At 48.9% G+C, this 14,620-nt stretch carries 14 protein-coding genes and 1 CRISPR repeat array; of the genes, 12 read left to right on the top strand and 2 right to left on the bottom strand.

Annotation, left to right across the window (positions count from 1 at the left end):
* The first annotated feature begins 22 nt into the window (after positions 1 to 22).
* From moaC to U0008_RS13460, 10 genes are all read left to right on the top strand, one after another.
* On the top strand, positions 23 to 505 hold the full coding sequence (gene moaC / locus U0008_RS13505; RefSeq protein WP_043494066.1) for a cyclic pyranopterin monophosphate synthase MoaC: 483 nt from the start codon (positions 23 to 25) through the stop codon (positions 503 to 505).
* Positions 502 to 744, top strand: coding sequence for a molybdopterin synthase sulfur carrier subunit (gene moaD, locus U0008_RS13500; RefSeq protein ID WP_025798000.1), 243 nt, complete (start codon positions 502 to 504; stop codon positions 742 to 744). Before moaC ends, moaD begins: the two co-directional genes overlap by 4 nt.
* Positions 745 to 746: 2 nt before the next feature.
* Positions 747 to 1,199, top strand: a complete 453-nt coding sequence (gene moaE, locus U0008_RS13495) for a molybdopterin synthase catalytic subunit MoaE (RefSeq protein ID WP_025798003.1) — start codon at positions 747 to 749, stop codon at positions 1,197 to 1,199.
* A 139-nt stretch (positions 1,200 to 1,338) separates the two neighbouring features.
* Positions 1,339 to 3,229: direct repeats of the CRISPR family, unit length 28 nt; unit sequence GTTCACTGCCGTACAGGCAGCTTAGAAA.
* Positions 3,230 to 3,397: 168 nt separating this feature from the next.
* Positions 3,398 to 4,381: a type I-F CRISPR-associated endonuclease Cas1f gene (cas1f, locus tag U0008_RS13490; RefSeq protein WP_043494064.1), complete on the top strand. Its 984-nt coding sequence runs from the start codon at positions 3,398 to 3,400 to the stop codon at positions 4,379 to 4,381.
* Positions 4,378 to 7,620, top strand: a complete 3,243-nt coding sequence (gene cas3f, locus U0008_RS13485) for a type I-F CRISPR-associated helicase Cas3f (protein ID WP_043494062.1) — start codon at positions 4,378 to 4,380, stop codon at positions 7,618 to 7,620. Before cas1f ends, cas3f begins: the two co-directional genes overlap by 4 nt.
* A 24-nt stretch (positions 7,621 to 7,644) precedes the next feature.
* Positions 7,645 to 8,961: a type I-F CRISPR-associated protein Csy1 gene (csy1, locus tag U0008_RS13480; protein WP_043494060.1), complete on the top strand. Its 1,317-nt coding sequence runs from the start codon at positions 7,645 to 7,647 to the stop codon at positions 8,959 to 8,961.
* Complete coding sequence (gene csy2, locus U0008_RS13475) at positions 8,954 to 9,886, top strand: type I-F CRISPR-associated protein Csy2 (RefSeq protein WP_043494058.1); 933 nt, start codon at positions 8,954 to 8,956, stop codon at positions 9,884 to 9,886. Before csy1 ends, csy2 begins: the two co-directional genes overlap by 8 nt.
* 10 nt (positions 9,887 to 9,896) lie before the next feature.
* Positions 9,897 to 10,892: a type I-F CRISPR-associated protein Csy3 gene (gene csy3 / locus U0008_RS13470; RefSeq protein WP_043494055.1), complete on the top strand. Its 996-nt coding sequence runs from the start codon at positions 9,897 to 9,899 to the stop codon at positions 10,890 to 10,892.
* Positions 10,893 to 10,904: 12 nt separating this feature from the next.
* Positions 10,905 to 11,459 carry a type I-F CRISPR-associated endoribonuclease Cas6/Csy4 gene (gene cas6f / locus U0008_RS13465; protein ID WP_043494052.1) on the top strand — a complete coding sequence of 185 codons (555 nt, stop codon included), beginning with the start codon at positions 10,905 to 10,907 and terminating at the stop codon, positions 11,457 to 11,459.
* 325 nt (positions 11,460 to 11,784) lie between these two features.
* A complete protein-coding gene (locus U0008_RS13460) occupies positions 11,785 to 12,042 on the top strand; it encodes a hypothetical protein (protein WP_071842631.1) in 258 nt (85 codons plus the stop codon).
* Positions 12,043 to 12,105: 63 nt separating this feature from the next.
* On the opposite strand, the gene U0008_RS13455 is transcribed toward U0008_RS13460, so the two are convergent.
* A complete protein-coding gene (locus U0008_RS13455) occupies positions 12,106 to 12,537 on the bottom strand; it encodes a DUF3828 domain-containing protein (RefSeq protein ID WP_051874156.1) in 432 nt (143 codons plus the stop codon).
* The gene (locus U0008_RS13450; protein WP_043494049.1) at positions 12,537 to 12,902 is read right to left on the bottom strand and encodes a hypothetical protein; all 366 of its coding nucleotides are present in this window, start codon (positions 12,900 to 12,902) and stop codon (positions 12,537 to 12,539) included. The genes U0008_RS13455 and U0008_RS13450 overlap by 1 nt, the downstream gene beginning before the upstream one ends.
* Positions 12,903 to 13,160: 258 nt before the next feature.
* On the opposite strand from U0008_RS13450, the gene U0008_RS13445 reads away from it, so the two are divergent.
* Positions 13,161 to 13,739 carry a flavodoxin family protein gene (locus U0008_RS13445; RefSeq protein ID WP_043494046.1) on the top strand — a complete coding sequence of 193 codons (579 nt, stop codon included), beginning with the start codon at positions 13,161 to 13,163 and terminating at the stop codon, positions 13,737 to 13,739.
* Between the two features lie 149 nt (positions 13,740 to 13,888).
* Positions 13,889 to 14,599 carry a Bax inhibitor-1/YccA family protein gene (locus U0008_RS13440; RefSeq protein WP_025798019.1) on the top strand — a complete coding sequence of 237 codons (711 nt, stop codon included), beginning with the start codon at positions 13,889 to 13,891 and terminating at the stop codon, positions 14,597 to 14,599.
* Positions 14,600 to 14,620: the final 21 nt, after the last annotated feature.

The following is a 14,620-nucleotide window of genomic DNA, read 5'->3' as shown; positions in this document are numbered from 1 at the left end:
GTTATTAATCTAAAAGAAAATTATGAGCCAACTTACCCATATCAATGCGGCCGGTGAAGCCCACATGGTCGATGTTTCTGCCAAAGCAGAAACCGTGCGTGAAGCGCGCGCTGAAGCTTATGTTGAAATGAAGCCCGAAACGCTGGCGATGATTGTTGAAGGCAAACACCATAAGGGTGATGTCTTTGCAACCGCGCGTATTGCAGGTATTCAGGCGGCAAAACGTACGTGGGAGCTGATCCCGCTTTGTCATCCACTGTTGCTGACCAAAGTTGAAGTTCAGCTTTCCGCTGAAGTCGATACCAGCCGTGTGCGTATTGAGTCCTGCTGTCGTTTAACCGGTAAAACCGGCGTGGAGATGGAAGCATTAACCGCCGCGTCGGTGGCGGCGTTGACCATCTATGACATGTGCAAAGCGGTGCAAAAAGATATGGTTATCGGCCCGGTTCGTCTGCTGGCGAAAAGCGGCGGCAAATCCGGTGATTTTAAGGCGGATGCATCATGATTAAAGTTCTATTTTTTGCTCAGGTACGTGAGCTGATTGAAACCGATGAGCTTCAATGTGAACTCTATCCGACGGTTGAAGCGCTGCGCGCTGCGCTGGCCGAGCGTGGCGACAAATGGGCTCTGGCGTTGGAGACGGGCAAATTGCTTGCTGCGGTAAACCAAACGCTGGTGGAGTTCACGCATCCTCTGCAAGTGGGTGATGAAGTGGCCTTCTTCCCACCGGTTACTGGGGGTTAATGATGGAAAATACCCGTATTCGCGTAGGTCTCGACAATTTTAGCGTCGGTGACGAATACCAATGGCTATCGCAGTGCGAAGACGATGGCGCAGTGGTGACTTTCACTGGCAAGGTGCGCAACCATAATCTTGGCGATAACGTCAGCGCATTGACCTTAGAGCACTATCCTGGGATGACAGAAAAAGCGTTAAATGAAATTGTGGCAGAAGCCCGTTCGCGCTGGCCTCTACAGCGTATTTCGCTGATCCACCGCATTGGCGCCATGTATCCCGGCGATGAAATTGTATTCGTTGGCGTGACCAGCGCACATCGCAGCATGGCCTTTGATGCCGCCGAGTTCATTATGGACTACCTCAAAACCCGCGCGCCGTTCTGGAAACGAGAAGCCACCGAGCAGGGCGACCGCTGGGTCGACGCCCGCGACAGTGACCAACAAGCGGCAAAACGCTGGTAAGTTCTTTCAACCCTTTTTTCTGCCCTCACGATAACTCATTGATTTTTCACTCCTCCAATGAACCGTAAGAAAAAAGGGTTAAATTCCCCAAAATGAGCTACCGATCTGATTAATCGACGCTTTCTGCGAATATCCTACAGTTCACTGCCGTACAGGCAGCTTAGAAAAGAATACACAACCAGCGTTTTAGATTCCCCCTGTTCACTGCCGTACAGGCAGCTTAGAAACCGATGTACGGCTATCATTAGGCACTTTGACAGTTCACTGCCGTACAGGCAGCTTAGAAAGCCTTGCAACGGCAATCGACAAGCTACCCATTGTTCACTGCCGTACAGGCAGCTTAGAAAGGGATGATGTATTTTCAAAACATTGAAACCGAGTTCACTGCCGTACAGGCAGCTTAGAAATGCGTAAGCGCTGAACCGTCGGCCATCAATGAGTTCACTGCCGTACAGGCAGCTTAGAAAATTAGGCACGTCGTATGTAGAGTTAGGCATCAGTTCACTGCCGTACAGGCAGCTTAGAAACATTCAAGAGCCCGCCGCGTGCGGGTTTTTTTGTTCACTGCCGTACAGGCAGCTTAGAAAGCTAAAAAAGCAATAATAATATGTTCCATTTAAGTTCACTGCCGTACAGGCAGCTTAGAAATTCATTACTAGTAATCGGGTGATTCTTTCTGTGTTCACTGCCGTACAGGCAGCTTAGAAAGTGCGTTAGAAGGTAATCGGTACTGCCGACTAAGTTCACTGCCGTACAGGCAGCTTAGAAATGCAATAATATATTTTTTAAACTCTGCAACGCGTTCACTGCCGTACAGGCAGCTTAGAAACGCAGAATTCGCCTCCGCTGAATTTATCTAATGTTCACTGCCGTACAGGCAGCTTAGAAATCGCAACAAGGACTACAGATGACAGACGAACGGTTCACTGCCGTACAGGCAGCTTAGAAAGTCAGGGAAAAGAAAATCTTTGCCATAAATTGGTTCACTGCCGTACAGGCAGCTTAGAAAATCCGGCGCAGCTTTGCGAAGCTTACATAACTGTTCACTGCCGTACAGGCAGCTTAGAAATGAATCCATTAGGAATTTCTGAGTAGCCTTCAGTTCACTGCCGTACAGGCAGCTTAGAAAACAAATACAACTGCGGCAGCATTTACGGCAAAGTTCACTGCCGTACAGGCAGCTTAGAAATCACCAATGGTTGGATTGGACGGTGCTACACGGTTCACTGCCGTACAGGCAGCTTAGAAATAGAATGCCTGCAATAAAATCTAATATCCTAAATTCACTGCCGTACAGGCAGCTTAGAAATACGGTTAGCGGGGATGGCTCCAGCGTTACTTGTTCACTGCCGTACAGGCAGCTTAGAAAAATCGCTGCCGCTCCACCTAATGTACTGATGGGTTCACTGCCGTACAGGCAGCTTAGAAACATCGGATAGAGCCTTTTTTCTTTTTCACTATGTTCACTGCCGTACAGGCAGCTTAGAAAAAAGCGCACATGACATCAGTGTTAGTTAAAGCGTTCACTGCCGTACAGGCAGCTTAGAAAAACGAAGGCACGTTAACGATTTGGGGGCTCACGTTCACTGCCGTACAGGCAGCTTAGAAAGCAAACTGTTCAACGCCGCGATTGTCTTTTACGTTCACTGCCGTACAGGCAGCTTAGAAATGCCAATCTAGAGGATGTGTGAGTGCGGTTGGTGTTAACTGCCGTACAGGCAGCTTAGAAATGTCAAACCTACTCAGCCACCGGCTATCCCTAGTTCACTGCCGTACAGGCAGCTTAGAAATTCAACAAAGACTTTGCTGCGATCCGATGACGGTTCACTGCCGTACAGGCAGCTTAGAAAGATACACTGGGGCACCGCTTGGTAATTCATAGGTTCACTGCCGTACAGGCAGCTTAGAAAAGCATTTGAGATTTAGCGAGAATGAGATTTGGGTTCACTGCCGTACAGGCAGCTTAGAAAACTACACGCAACGGATCATATCAGGAGGAATCGTTCACTGCCGTACAGGCAGCCTACAAACTCACCATGGTTTGTGTTTAATTTTATTGGCTATGTATCAACCTTAAGCCGTTAAGCTGGTTATATTCCAAAATTAAGAATTACTGCATCGCTAAGTGTGATTTAAGTTAAATTTCCCTAATGTGTTGGGTGGTATTTTTGCATTGTCTCCAACGATGGAATAACGATGTGAACAGCAATGATTTCTCTCCCTCTGATCTGAAAACTATTCTGCATTCAAAACGCTCAAATATTTATTACCTCCAATATTGCCGAGTATTAGTTAACGGCGGTCGAGTGGAATATGTGACGGATGAAGGGCGCGAATCACTGTATTGGAATATTCCCATCGCGAATACCACCGTGGTTATGTTGGGCACCGGAACCTCGGTCACTCAGGCCGCAATGCGAGAGTTTGCCCGTGCAGGCGTATTGGTCGGTTTTTGCGGCGGAGGGGGAACGCCCTTATTTGCGGCAAATGAGGTTGAGGTAGATGTCTCGTGGTTAGCTCCGCAAAGCGAGTATCGTCCCACTGAGTACCTGCAAAACTGGGTGAGCTTTTGGTTTGATGACGATAAACGTTTAGCCGCTGCGGTGCGTTTTCAGCGCGTGCGGACCGAGCAAATTCGTCGTCATTGGTTAGGTTCGTTAATGCAACGTGAGGAGCGCTTCAGAGTAGATGAATCACGCTTGCAGGCTTTGCTGCAACGCTATGAGCAAAATTTGGAGAAGTGCGCCAATCATACCGATTTGATGGTGCAAGAGGCGGTAATGACGAAGGCCTTGTATAAGCTTGCCTCGGATTCAACCCAATACGGTGAGTTTACCCGCGCCAAACGCGGCGGCGGCACTGATATGGCAAACCGCTTTCTCGATCATGGCAACTATTTGGCCTATGGTCTGGCGGCGGTGGCAGCTTGGGTTACGGGCTTACCGCATGGTCTCGCGGTGCTGCATGGTAAAACGCGGCGCGGCGGCTTAGTTTTCGATATTGCTGATTTGATCAAAGACGCGCTGGTTTTGCCACAGGCCTTCATTGCTGCAATGGCGGGAGACGACGAGCAAGAGTTTCGCCAACGTTGTTTAACCGGTTTTCAGCGCGCAGAAGTCTTGGATACGATGATTGAAACGTTGCAGGATACCGCCCAGCAGCTCGGCCAGAGCAAGCCATGAATATTTTGCTTATCTCCCAATGCAGCAAAAATGCGCTGGTTGCTTCGCGCCGGATCCTCGATCAGTTTGCCGAGCGCAAAGGCGACGGTACATGGCAAACGGCGATAACGTTGGATGGGGTGAATACGCTACGCCGTTTATTGCGCAAAACGGCAAGAAGAAATACCGCGGTCGCCTGCCATTGGATTAAAAGCGGCGGGCAAACTGAGTTGCTATGGATTGTAGGAAATCTCCGGCGGTTTAACGCCCAAGGAGCCGTACCGACAAATCGCACTATGCGCGATGTTCTCAAAAGCCAAGATGAAAATCAGTGGCACAGCGCTGAAGCGATTAGTTTATTGGCGGGTATTGCTGGGTTGTTTCATGATTTTGGGAAAGCTAATGCGCTGTTTCAAGGGGTGTTGCAGGGCAAAAGCGGCCATCGTTACCAGCCGTTTCGCCATGAGTGGATATCCGTGCGGCTGTTTCAGGCTTTTATTGGTACGCAAACCGATAAACAGTGGTTGGATAAATTGGGCAGGCTAGCACCACAAGACGAAAATGAGTGGCTGGCAAGCCTACAAAAAGACAGCAAAGAGAAGAGCGATAGCCCACTTGTCAATCTGCCACCGCTGGCGCGAGTGGTCGCTTGGCTGATTATTTCTCATCACCGTTTGCCGCAGTATTTAGGGAAAAATGAGCCAGAGCTATCCAGTAGTAAGACATGGCTGGAAAATCAACTTAATGTGTATTGGAGTGCGCTCAACCACGAAAAAAGCGATTGGCGCGAAAGTGATTTTGATAAAGTTTGGACGTTTCCCAAAGGTACGCCGCTGCGCAGTCAAACTTGGCGTAATAAAGCTAATCAGCTGGCGAAGCGGGCTGCTCATGCCGTGTCTCTGCCCGATTTTGGCTCACTTGATCAAACATTTACCGTGCACCTTGCCCGTTTAGCCTTGATGCTAGCGGATCATCATTATTCCTCGCAGAAACCAATGCCTGGCTGGCAGGATGAAACCTACCACGCATGGGCAAATACCGAAGAGGGTAAGCTAAAGCAAAAACTGGATGAGCATGTTGTTGGCGTTAGCCACCATGCTTTCCTGTTGGGACGAACTTTCGCCGCGCTGCGCCGTCAGTTGCCCGCTATTTCACGACATAAAGGCTTTCGAGAAAGGGCAAAAGGTGCGCGTTACCAGTGGCAAAACAAGGCGTGGGATAAGGCTGCAAGCCTACGTGAATGTTCGCAAAGTCAGGGTTTCTTCGGCATCAATATGGCCTCTACAGGCTGCGGAAAAACGTTCGCCAACGCACGTATCATGTATGCACTTGCACGTGAAGACGAGGGATGTCGTTTCACCGTTGCGCTAGGGCTACGTACGCTTACATTACAAACCGGCGAAGCATTACGCGCAAGGCTTGGGTTGGGTGAGGACGATTTAGCGGTGCTGGTTGGTTCTCGCGCGGTGCGAGAGCTGCACAACGAGCCTGATGACGATAATAACAGCGCGTCGGGAAAAGACCTTTTTGAGTCACATCAATATGTACATTACGACGGTGTACCTAATACTGGGCCACTGCGTCAGTGGCTGGAAACGGACACTAAGCTGCGCCAATTGGTGGACGCACCAGTGCTGGTCGCCACTATCGATCATCTGATGCCAGCCACTGAAGGCGTGCGTGGTGGCAAGCAAATTGCCCCGATGCTGCGATTGCTGACCAGCGATTTGGTGCTCGATGAGCCGGATGATTTTGAGATTGAAGATCAGCATGCGCTTTGTCGCTTGGTGAACTGGGCGGGAATGCTCGGTGGACGTGTGTTGCTCTCTTCTGCCACATTGCCGCCCGCGTTTGTACAGGTTTTATTCTCTGCCTACTGCACGGGGCGCCAAGCTTATCAGCAAGCCTGTGGTGAACCGGGATTGCCGCTCAATGTTTGCTGTGCGTGGTTTGATGAAGATGACGCCTGCACGGGTGAATTTGGTCGTCCTAAAGATTTTTATGATGCTCATTGTAATTTTGCAGGACAGCGTGCAAAACGGCTACCGGTCAAACCTGTGCTGCGCAGGGCAGAGATTGTTACGGTTTTACCACCGTCGTCTAAAACCGAGGTGGTCATTGATGCGATAACAAAGACTCTCCACGACAATATGTTCGCGCTGCATGCGAAGCACCATGAAGAGCATGCGGATAAATCAGTCTCACTAGGGCTGGTTCGCATGGCGAATATCAATCCGTTGGTCGCCACCGCTAAAGCGTTGATGGCGATGTCTTCGCCTGATGGATTTTGCGTTCACTATTGTGTTTATCACAGTCAACATCCGTTGGTGATGCGTTCATACATGGAAAAACGGCTCGATGCCGCGTTTTCCCGCTCGGGAGAGAATAACTCACTCTGGGATAAGCCGGAGATCCGGCGGGTGGTAGAACAAAGCACAGCCAAACATCATTTATTCGTTGTGCTGGCTACTTCCGTGGTCGAAGTTGGCCGCGACTGGGACGCCGACTGGGGCATTATTGAGCCAAGCTCGATGCGTTCACTGATTCAGTTTGCTGGGCGTATTCAGCGCCATCGGCAGAAACCTCCACAAAGTCCAAACTTGCTCATCCTCAATAAAAACGTGCGTGCATACCGCCAGAGAACCCCAGCGATGTGTCAGCCCGGTTTTGAAACAAAACTCTTTCAACTCGTCAGCCACGATCTCAATGAGATCCTGCAACCAGAGCAATATCAGCATATTAATGCGGTGCCGCGGATTTTGGATATGTTATCAAAACCCGTCGAGGGTCAGTGTTACACCAGTCTGGTCGATCTTGAGCATGGGCGTTCACAGCTGGAGTTAATGGGCAACGAGAGGAAATATCCTGTTGCCGTGCACTGGTGGCGGCTGCCGGTTAACTGGAATGGCGAACTGCAACGCCGTACGCCGTTTCGCCGTTCGCAGCCGGAAAGACAATATTTTCTGCGCATGGAGGATGAGTTTGATGAGCCGAAATTTTTCTTCCGTGATGACGATAGTGCCGCAGGCTGGAAAGCCGCCGGAGAATTCACTTATCAGCAACTGAATATGGCAGAAGGCGTCTCTGCATGGATGGCAATGGATTATGAACAGGTATTACAGAGCGTAGCCGACGCTCGAGAGATGGCGCTTGCTAATGTCTGCGAGCGGTATGGCGAAATCAACCTGCGCGTGAGTAAAGAACAGGAGGCCGAAGTGTGGTTATGGAACCCCGTGTTGGGTGTGTTTAGGCATATTTAATTCATATCAGGGACAGGAGTGTGTATGTCATATCAAAGGTTGGCCGTTTTTATCGAAGATTACATTGCCGGACGACGGCAAGCAAAACTCGATGCATTTGATAAAGAAATGACTAAACGGCAGGCGGCAGGGGAAGACGAAAGCACCTTGCTACAAGAGCGACGCGAAGTGGCGTTGCGCTATGAAACACGTAACTGGTTAACAGATGCCGTCAACCGTATTGGGCAAATCAGTTCGGCTACTCATGTTGCCAAGTTTGCTCATGGTGATTCAAAAAGTAGCAGTGTTATCAGTGAAGCAACAGAAAACGAAGGCTATCTCTCTACCGCAACGATTTTGAATCAGTGTATTGATTTTACAGGAAATGCGGCGGTTTTTGATGTCGCAAATCTGCTGAAAGCTGAAGTAGAGGGCGATTCGCTGCTAGCCTGTTTACAACGCGGTGATAGCTCTGTGCTGGCTGAACTGTCGGAAGACGACGAGCAGCTTGCGTTTTGGATGACGGGGTTTACTAGCGTCCTTATAGCCAAGCCACCTGCGTCTCATAAGCTGGCAAAGCAGATCTATATTCCTGTTGAAGGGGGATACCATCTGCTTGGACCGCTGTTTTCCTCATCTCTAGCCCAGATTTTGCATAACAAATTGATCGCGTTACGTTTTAGCGAAGAAAGCAAAGAGATTAGGGCGGCGTATAAGGCTGGGACATGGCATCCGAAGCCTCTGGTGAAATTTCCAAACTTAGCGGTAATGGATTTTTGCAGCGCTAAACCTCAGACGAGATCCTTGCTAAACGTTGCGCGTAATGGGCGTGTGTGGCTTCTATCCTCAGCGTCACCACAGTGGAAAACTCAGGACAAACCGCCAGTGGCATTGAAGAACCTTTTCGGTAGAGGTCCATATGAACGTGCAACCCACACGTTGCGCCGTCGACTGATTCAACTATTGGTCAGTGCGGGAGAAAGCAATAATCACGCTATTCGCCAGCAGCGCGACCGTTACATCGACGAGCTTATCGACTTGTTATTCAACATCGCGGCTGATCTACAACGTAGGGAATTTGAGGGCTGGACAGCAGATGAAAATTGCCAGCTCAAACCTCACCAGCAGCTTTGGCTCGATCCGTGGCGGGCAAAAAAAGATGAGGCATTTTTTAACGAGCGCGAAAAAGGTGACTGGCAAGATGCGGTAGCCAATGATTTTGCCCAGTGGTTAAACAGCCATTTGTGGTGTGACAAACTCAAGGTCGGGGAAACCGAGCGCCGAGAATGGCAGACCCAGCCACTCTTCAAGCGTCGTCTGCACGAAATGGAGCAGGCTATAAGGAGATGCCGCAATGAGTAATATCATTATATTACCGTGGATTATGGTAGAAAACGCCAACGCAGTCGCCGGACTCACATGGGGATTTCCCTCCATTACCCATTTTTTGGGTTACACGCATGCATTATCTCGAAAACTGCAAATCAGCCACGGACTCACGCTAGAAGGTTGCGGTGTCATTTGCCATCGTCATCAGACCCATGCTTATTCATCTGGGCGTGATTATCAGTTTGCTCTCACTCGTAATCCGTTGACCAAAGAGGCCAAAACCGCCTCGTTCAACGAAGAGGGACGTATGCATATGACGGTTTCTCTCGTGATTGAGTGTCATGGTGAAATTGCCAATGGTGATGTCGGTATGCAGGCGCTGGCCGAGCATCTACAAAATCTTTGTCAAACGCAAAAACTAGCGGGTGGCACCATTACGCAATTGCGTGAGGTTCGGGTATGTAGCGCTGGCAACTTAAGCGCCAATCTCTACAGCTTGATGCCGGGCTTTGCGTTGTATGACCGTTCACTTTGGCTTGACGAGCATTTCCAAGCACTAAAACAGCAAAACCCTGATGTGGAAATGATGGACGCATGGCTTGATTTTGCCGCGTTGAAAATGGCGGCGAAAAAAAATGAAGATCAGGAAGACAGCGCAACATGGGAATATTTGAAAAAACCTCGCCCTGGATATCTGGTTCCGCTGATGATCGGCTGGCAGCGAATTTCCCCGCTTTACGAACCCGGCACCGTGATTAATGCTCGAGACAACGAGACACCGTTCTGCTTTGCCGAACCGGTATATGGCATCGGAGAGTGGCGGGGGGTACATCGCATTAAAGAACCGGATGAGCTGTTCTGGCGTTATCACATTACTGACACTGGATATTACTGCCGTGGGCAATCCTTGCCTGACGACATTATGCCAGATGATTCACATTACTCAGACGAATTTTAAGGGATGAAAAATGGCTAAAACTTCAGTTATTAAAACCGCTTCGGTACTCGCTTTTGAACGTAAACTGGCTAATTCAGACGCGGTAATGTATTCGGGTAATTGGCATGGAGATGTCTGGCAGCCAGTACGTATTCAAGAAAAAGCGGTGCGTGGCACTATCTCCAATCGATTAAAGAACGCGATTGCCAGCGATAGAACAAAGCTCGATGCCGAAATTCAAAAAGCTAACCTACAGCGAGTTGACGTTGCCGCTTTGCCAATGGATGCGGACACGCTGAAAGTGACGTTTACGCTGCGCGTGCTGGGTAACTTGTCTACGCCGTCGGTGTGTAACGATCAAGAGTATCAGGCCGCCTTGCAGGAGGTGATTGAGGGCTATATCGCCGAGCACGGTTTTACTGAACTGGCAGCGCGCTATGCCGAGAATCTGGCAAATGGTCGCTTCCTATGGCGCAATCGTATTGGGGCGGAAGCGATTGAAGTGCATGTTTCATCTGGCGAACAGCATTGGAAATTCGATGCGCAAAATTATAGCCTGCGCGAGTTTAGCCAGCCGAAAGGCGACTTGAAGGCGCTGGCACAGGTGATTGAAGCCGGGCTGCGCGGAGAAAGTTTTGCGCTGCTGACTGTGAATGCTTTTGTGCATTTAGGCGCAGGGCAGGAAATTTTCCCATCACAAGAATTGGTTCTCGATAGCAATAGCAAAAAAAGTAAGGTGTTGTACCAAGTCAGCGACGTTGCCGCCATGCATTCACAAAAAGTGGGTAACGCGCTACGTACTATCGATACCTGGCATCCGATGGTTGAATCTCTAGGCGCAATTGCCGTGGAGCCCTACGGCTCCGTAACCAGCCGCGGCGTCGCTTGTCGTCAGCCAAAAGAGAAAATGGATTTTTACACGCTGCTGGATAAGTGGGTAACTAAAGGTGAAAAGCCTGCGACGGAGCAACAACACTATGTCATGGCGGTTCTGATCCGCGGCGGTGTATTTGGCGAAAAAGAGTGATAAGGGGCTGATATGAATTTTTATCAGGATATCCGCGTGTTGGAAGACCCTGAGTTTAAAGAATCCATGCTGATGGCTGCGCTGTTTGCCAAGCTGCACCGTGCCCTAGGCGCTTATGGTGAAGGCGATATCGGCGTCAGCTTTCCGCGAGCGGAGAAAATCCTTGGAGATACCATCCGGTTGCACGGTTCACAGCAGGCACTATCGGCGATAGCAGCTACGCCATGGCTGAAAGGGCTGCGAGATTATACCCAGTGTAGCGACATTTTAGCGGTGCCAGAAAAAGTGGCCTACCGAACGGTTAGTCGCGTGCAGGTAAAAAGCAGCGCGGAGAGGCTACGGCGCAGATCGGTGAAAAAAGGTTGGCTCACCGAAGAACAGGCTCGCCTGCAAATTCTCGATGTCAACGAACAAAGAACCTCGTTACCTTTTGTCGTGCTAAAAAGTTTGTCTACTGGTCAAATGTTCCATCTGTTTATTCGTCAGGGCGAACTGCAAACGCAGCCAACGGCGGGCAAATTTAGCAGCTATGGATTAAGCGCAACGGCAACGGTGCCGTGGTTTTAGTTTGTCATCCGCGTTGATATCCCCGTGCTCATCAACGGCGGGGATATGTTTTATCTCACTGTCGATTAAATCCAATGAACCCTTTTTCAGTAGATGCACATAACGTATAGATTTTAAATATTAGTGGCTAGCGCGCAGAGAAAAAAGGACAAACTTTGCAAAGGGATTAATGACTTGATTAGGCATAATTTATAGCTCGTTTTCAACGTTCGCCGCCCTACAGATAGCAGCAAATTATCATCTGCCCCATTTTCACTATACTTATTTCAGCGCTGCATCTTTGTGGCAGCATGCGAGCTAACTTTCGCTGAGTTAAGGAGCTAATTTGATTTGGTTTGAGCAAGGTCTTTATTTGCGGGTTGAGGAGTTGGAGAATGGGCCACGGCCTTTGCCGCTGCGTAGCGGGTTTAGTCGTGAAATAGCCTATCGGGCGCTAGGCGTGTTTAATCCCTCTGAATCATCGGATGCTTACTACATATTATCTAACGATCGGGATGAAATATGGTTTATCTGCAATCGACACCTACGGACGGTTGCGCTTTTACCTGATACCACCGACTTTAGGCGTCCGATTGTCTATTGAGTATGGGTGTGGTTGTAGTAATTTTATCTGTTTTAATTTGGATATAACTTTTTGTTAAGGACTTTAACGATACAAAAACTGCTCATTGTCACCTTGTACTCGAGTTATTTTCCAACCGTCCTGCCAGACGAGCCAGAGAATGAGATGTTGCTGGATATCATTAGCAGCGCCTAATGTTACTTCGACGGTAGTACCGCCGATTGCTGGCGTTGGAGTTGAAACAGCGATATGGGTTGGCCATGAGCTGCCAATATCTTGTGATTGGGTAAAATAGTCAGCATCAAGCGTATCTGGCTCCGGCTCTTTGGCTATTTTCTGTAATTGGGCAAAAGTTTGTTTTTCCAGATAAGGTTGTAGCGATGCTGAGCTATCAAAGGTATCTGGTGTGTTGAGGTACAAATGATAAAAACTAGCGACTTGTTCCGCTGGGTTTTTATTTGAAGATGTGCATCCCGCGAGTATTGTTATTGCCAGTAATAATAGAGTTTTTATCATCAGCGGTTATACCTATAAAGTTTGTATGGCGGATGATTTTTACGATAGCCAGAGCCTGGGTAGAGGTCATGCTGCTTGAAGTCTGAAACCCATCCTCTCCCATTAAACATGGCCATATGACCGGATGAGTTTCCACCGACATAAGGTTGGATAACAACAATATCACCATATTCTGGCTCGCTTCCTGTGACGTCGACAAATCCAGCATAGGTCAGTGAGTCACCATAGTCTTTCGCATCTAAATGATGATTAAGCCGGATACCTCCAGCTTCAATAGCTTCACGTGTGTATTCCGCACATCTATGTTGGCTGTGCGAGCCCGCATGGCTATTTAGATAAATAACGGAACGATCCTTATCCCACATATATATGCTCTCCGTAAAACTTACGTCTTAGTTGAATAGTACAAGCTTTACTACGGGAGCATTAATTCTAATATCCACATGAAAAATAACAACTATTTAAAACTAATGATATTTTCGTAAACAATAAAATGCAGTGATGGTCTGGCTTTTTCCTGTTGCGATGCAACATGACGTCATCGCCCTAGACGCCATCCTATTCCCGACGTATAAATATTCTCAGGCGTATAACGAATTAACCAACGTGTGAGGAGTTATTTGATGACAGCATTAGCCGTGGTTTTTCATAGTGGATACGGGCATACCGCCAAAGCCGCTGAGGCGGTAGCCGCGGGCGCCCAGCAGATCGACGGTGTGAGCGTTGAGGTGTTGGCCATCGACAGTGAAGGCAACTTGCCGGAAGGGGGATGGCATCTGTTAGCGCAGGCCGACGCGATTATTTTTGGTAGCCCGACCTACATGGGCGGGCCATCTTGGCAGTTTAAAAAATTTGCTGATGCCTCTTCCAAGCCTTGGTTTAGTCAAGAGTGGAAAGATAAAGTTTTTGCTGGGTTCACTAACTCGGCCAGCATGAACGGCGACAAACTCGGCACGCTCGATTATATGTTCCATCTCTCGCAGCAGCATGGTGGTGTGTGGGTAGGGATGGGAATGTTGCCGTCCAACACTAAAGCGGCAAACCGCAATGATGTGAACTATATTGCTGGCTTTTCTGGCTTGATGACGGTGTCGCCTTCCGATGCCTCGCCGGATGAAGCGCCGCTGCCGGGCGATTTAGAGACCGCGCGCAAGTTCGGTGAGCGTGTAGCACATGTTACCAAGCGCTGGTCGAGTGTTTGACGCATAAGTAAATATTACTTAAATCTGAAATATATCGGCACACTCAGCCCGCAGCAAAAACACGGTTCTGTGGTAGGCTTATTAGGAGAACTGTCTGGTTGTTTTATCCATTCAGATAATATTGTTATTCCTAGCTTAAGGTGATCTTCATGGATCGATATCCTCGTGATAATGGCTCGATCGTAGAGCGCGCAAATTCGGGCCTACAGGCGTATATGGCGCAAGTGTATGGCTGGATGACCTGTGGGTTATTACTGACGTCTATCGTGGCGTGGTATGCCGCACATACGCCAGCCGTGCTGAATTTTATTTTCTCCAGCAAAATTACCTTTTTCGGTTTAATCATTGTGCAGTTGGGCTTGGTGTTTGTGCTGTCGGGTATGGTGCAGAAACTGAGCGCCGCCGCCGCAACATCGCTGTTTATGCTCTATTCGGCACTCACCGGATTAACGCTGGCCAGTATTTTTATCGTTTATACCTATTCGTCTATCGCGAGCACGTTCGTGGTAACGGCTGGTATGTTCGGGGCCATGAGCCTTTACGGTTACACCACCAAGCGTGATCTAAGCGGCATTGGCTCAATGATGTTTATGGGGCTGATCGGTATCATTCTGGCGTCGTTGGTAAATATCTGGCTGAAAAGCCCAGCGCTGACGTGGGTGATTACCTATGCGGGCGTGATTATCTTTGTTGGTTTGACGGCGTATGACACTCAGAAGCTGAAAGCTATGGGTGAGCAACTGAACCCTGAAGATAAAGATAACTTCCGTAAATACTCGATTTTGGGCGCGTTAACGCTGTATCTGGACTTCATTAACCTGTTCTTGATGCTGCTGCGTATTTTCGGCAACCGCCGCTAATCGCTGATTTGCTCGACTGAT

It is taken from the genome of Hafnia alvei, assembly GCF_034424155.1.
GTDB lineage: Bacteria > Pseudomonadota > Gammaproteobacteria > Enterobacterales > Enterobacteriaceae > Hafnia > Hafnia alvei.
This window is presented reverse-complemented; position numbering and strand designations above follow the sequence as displayed.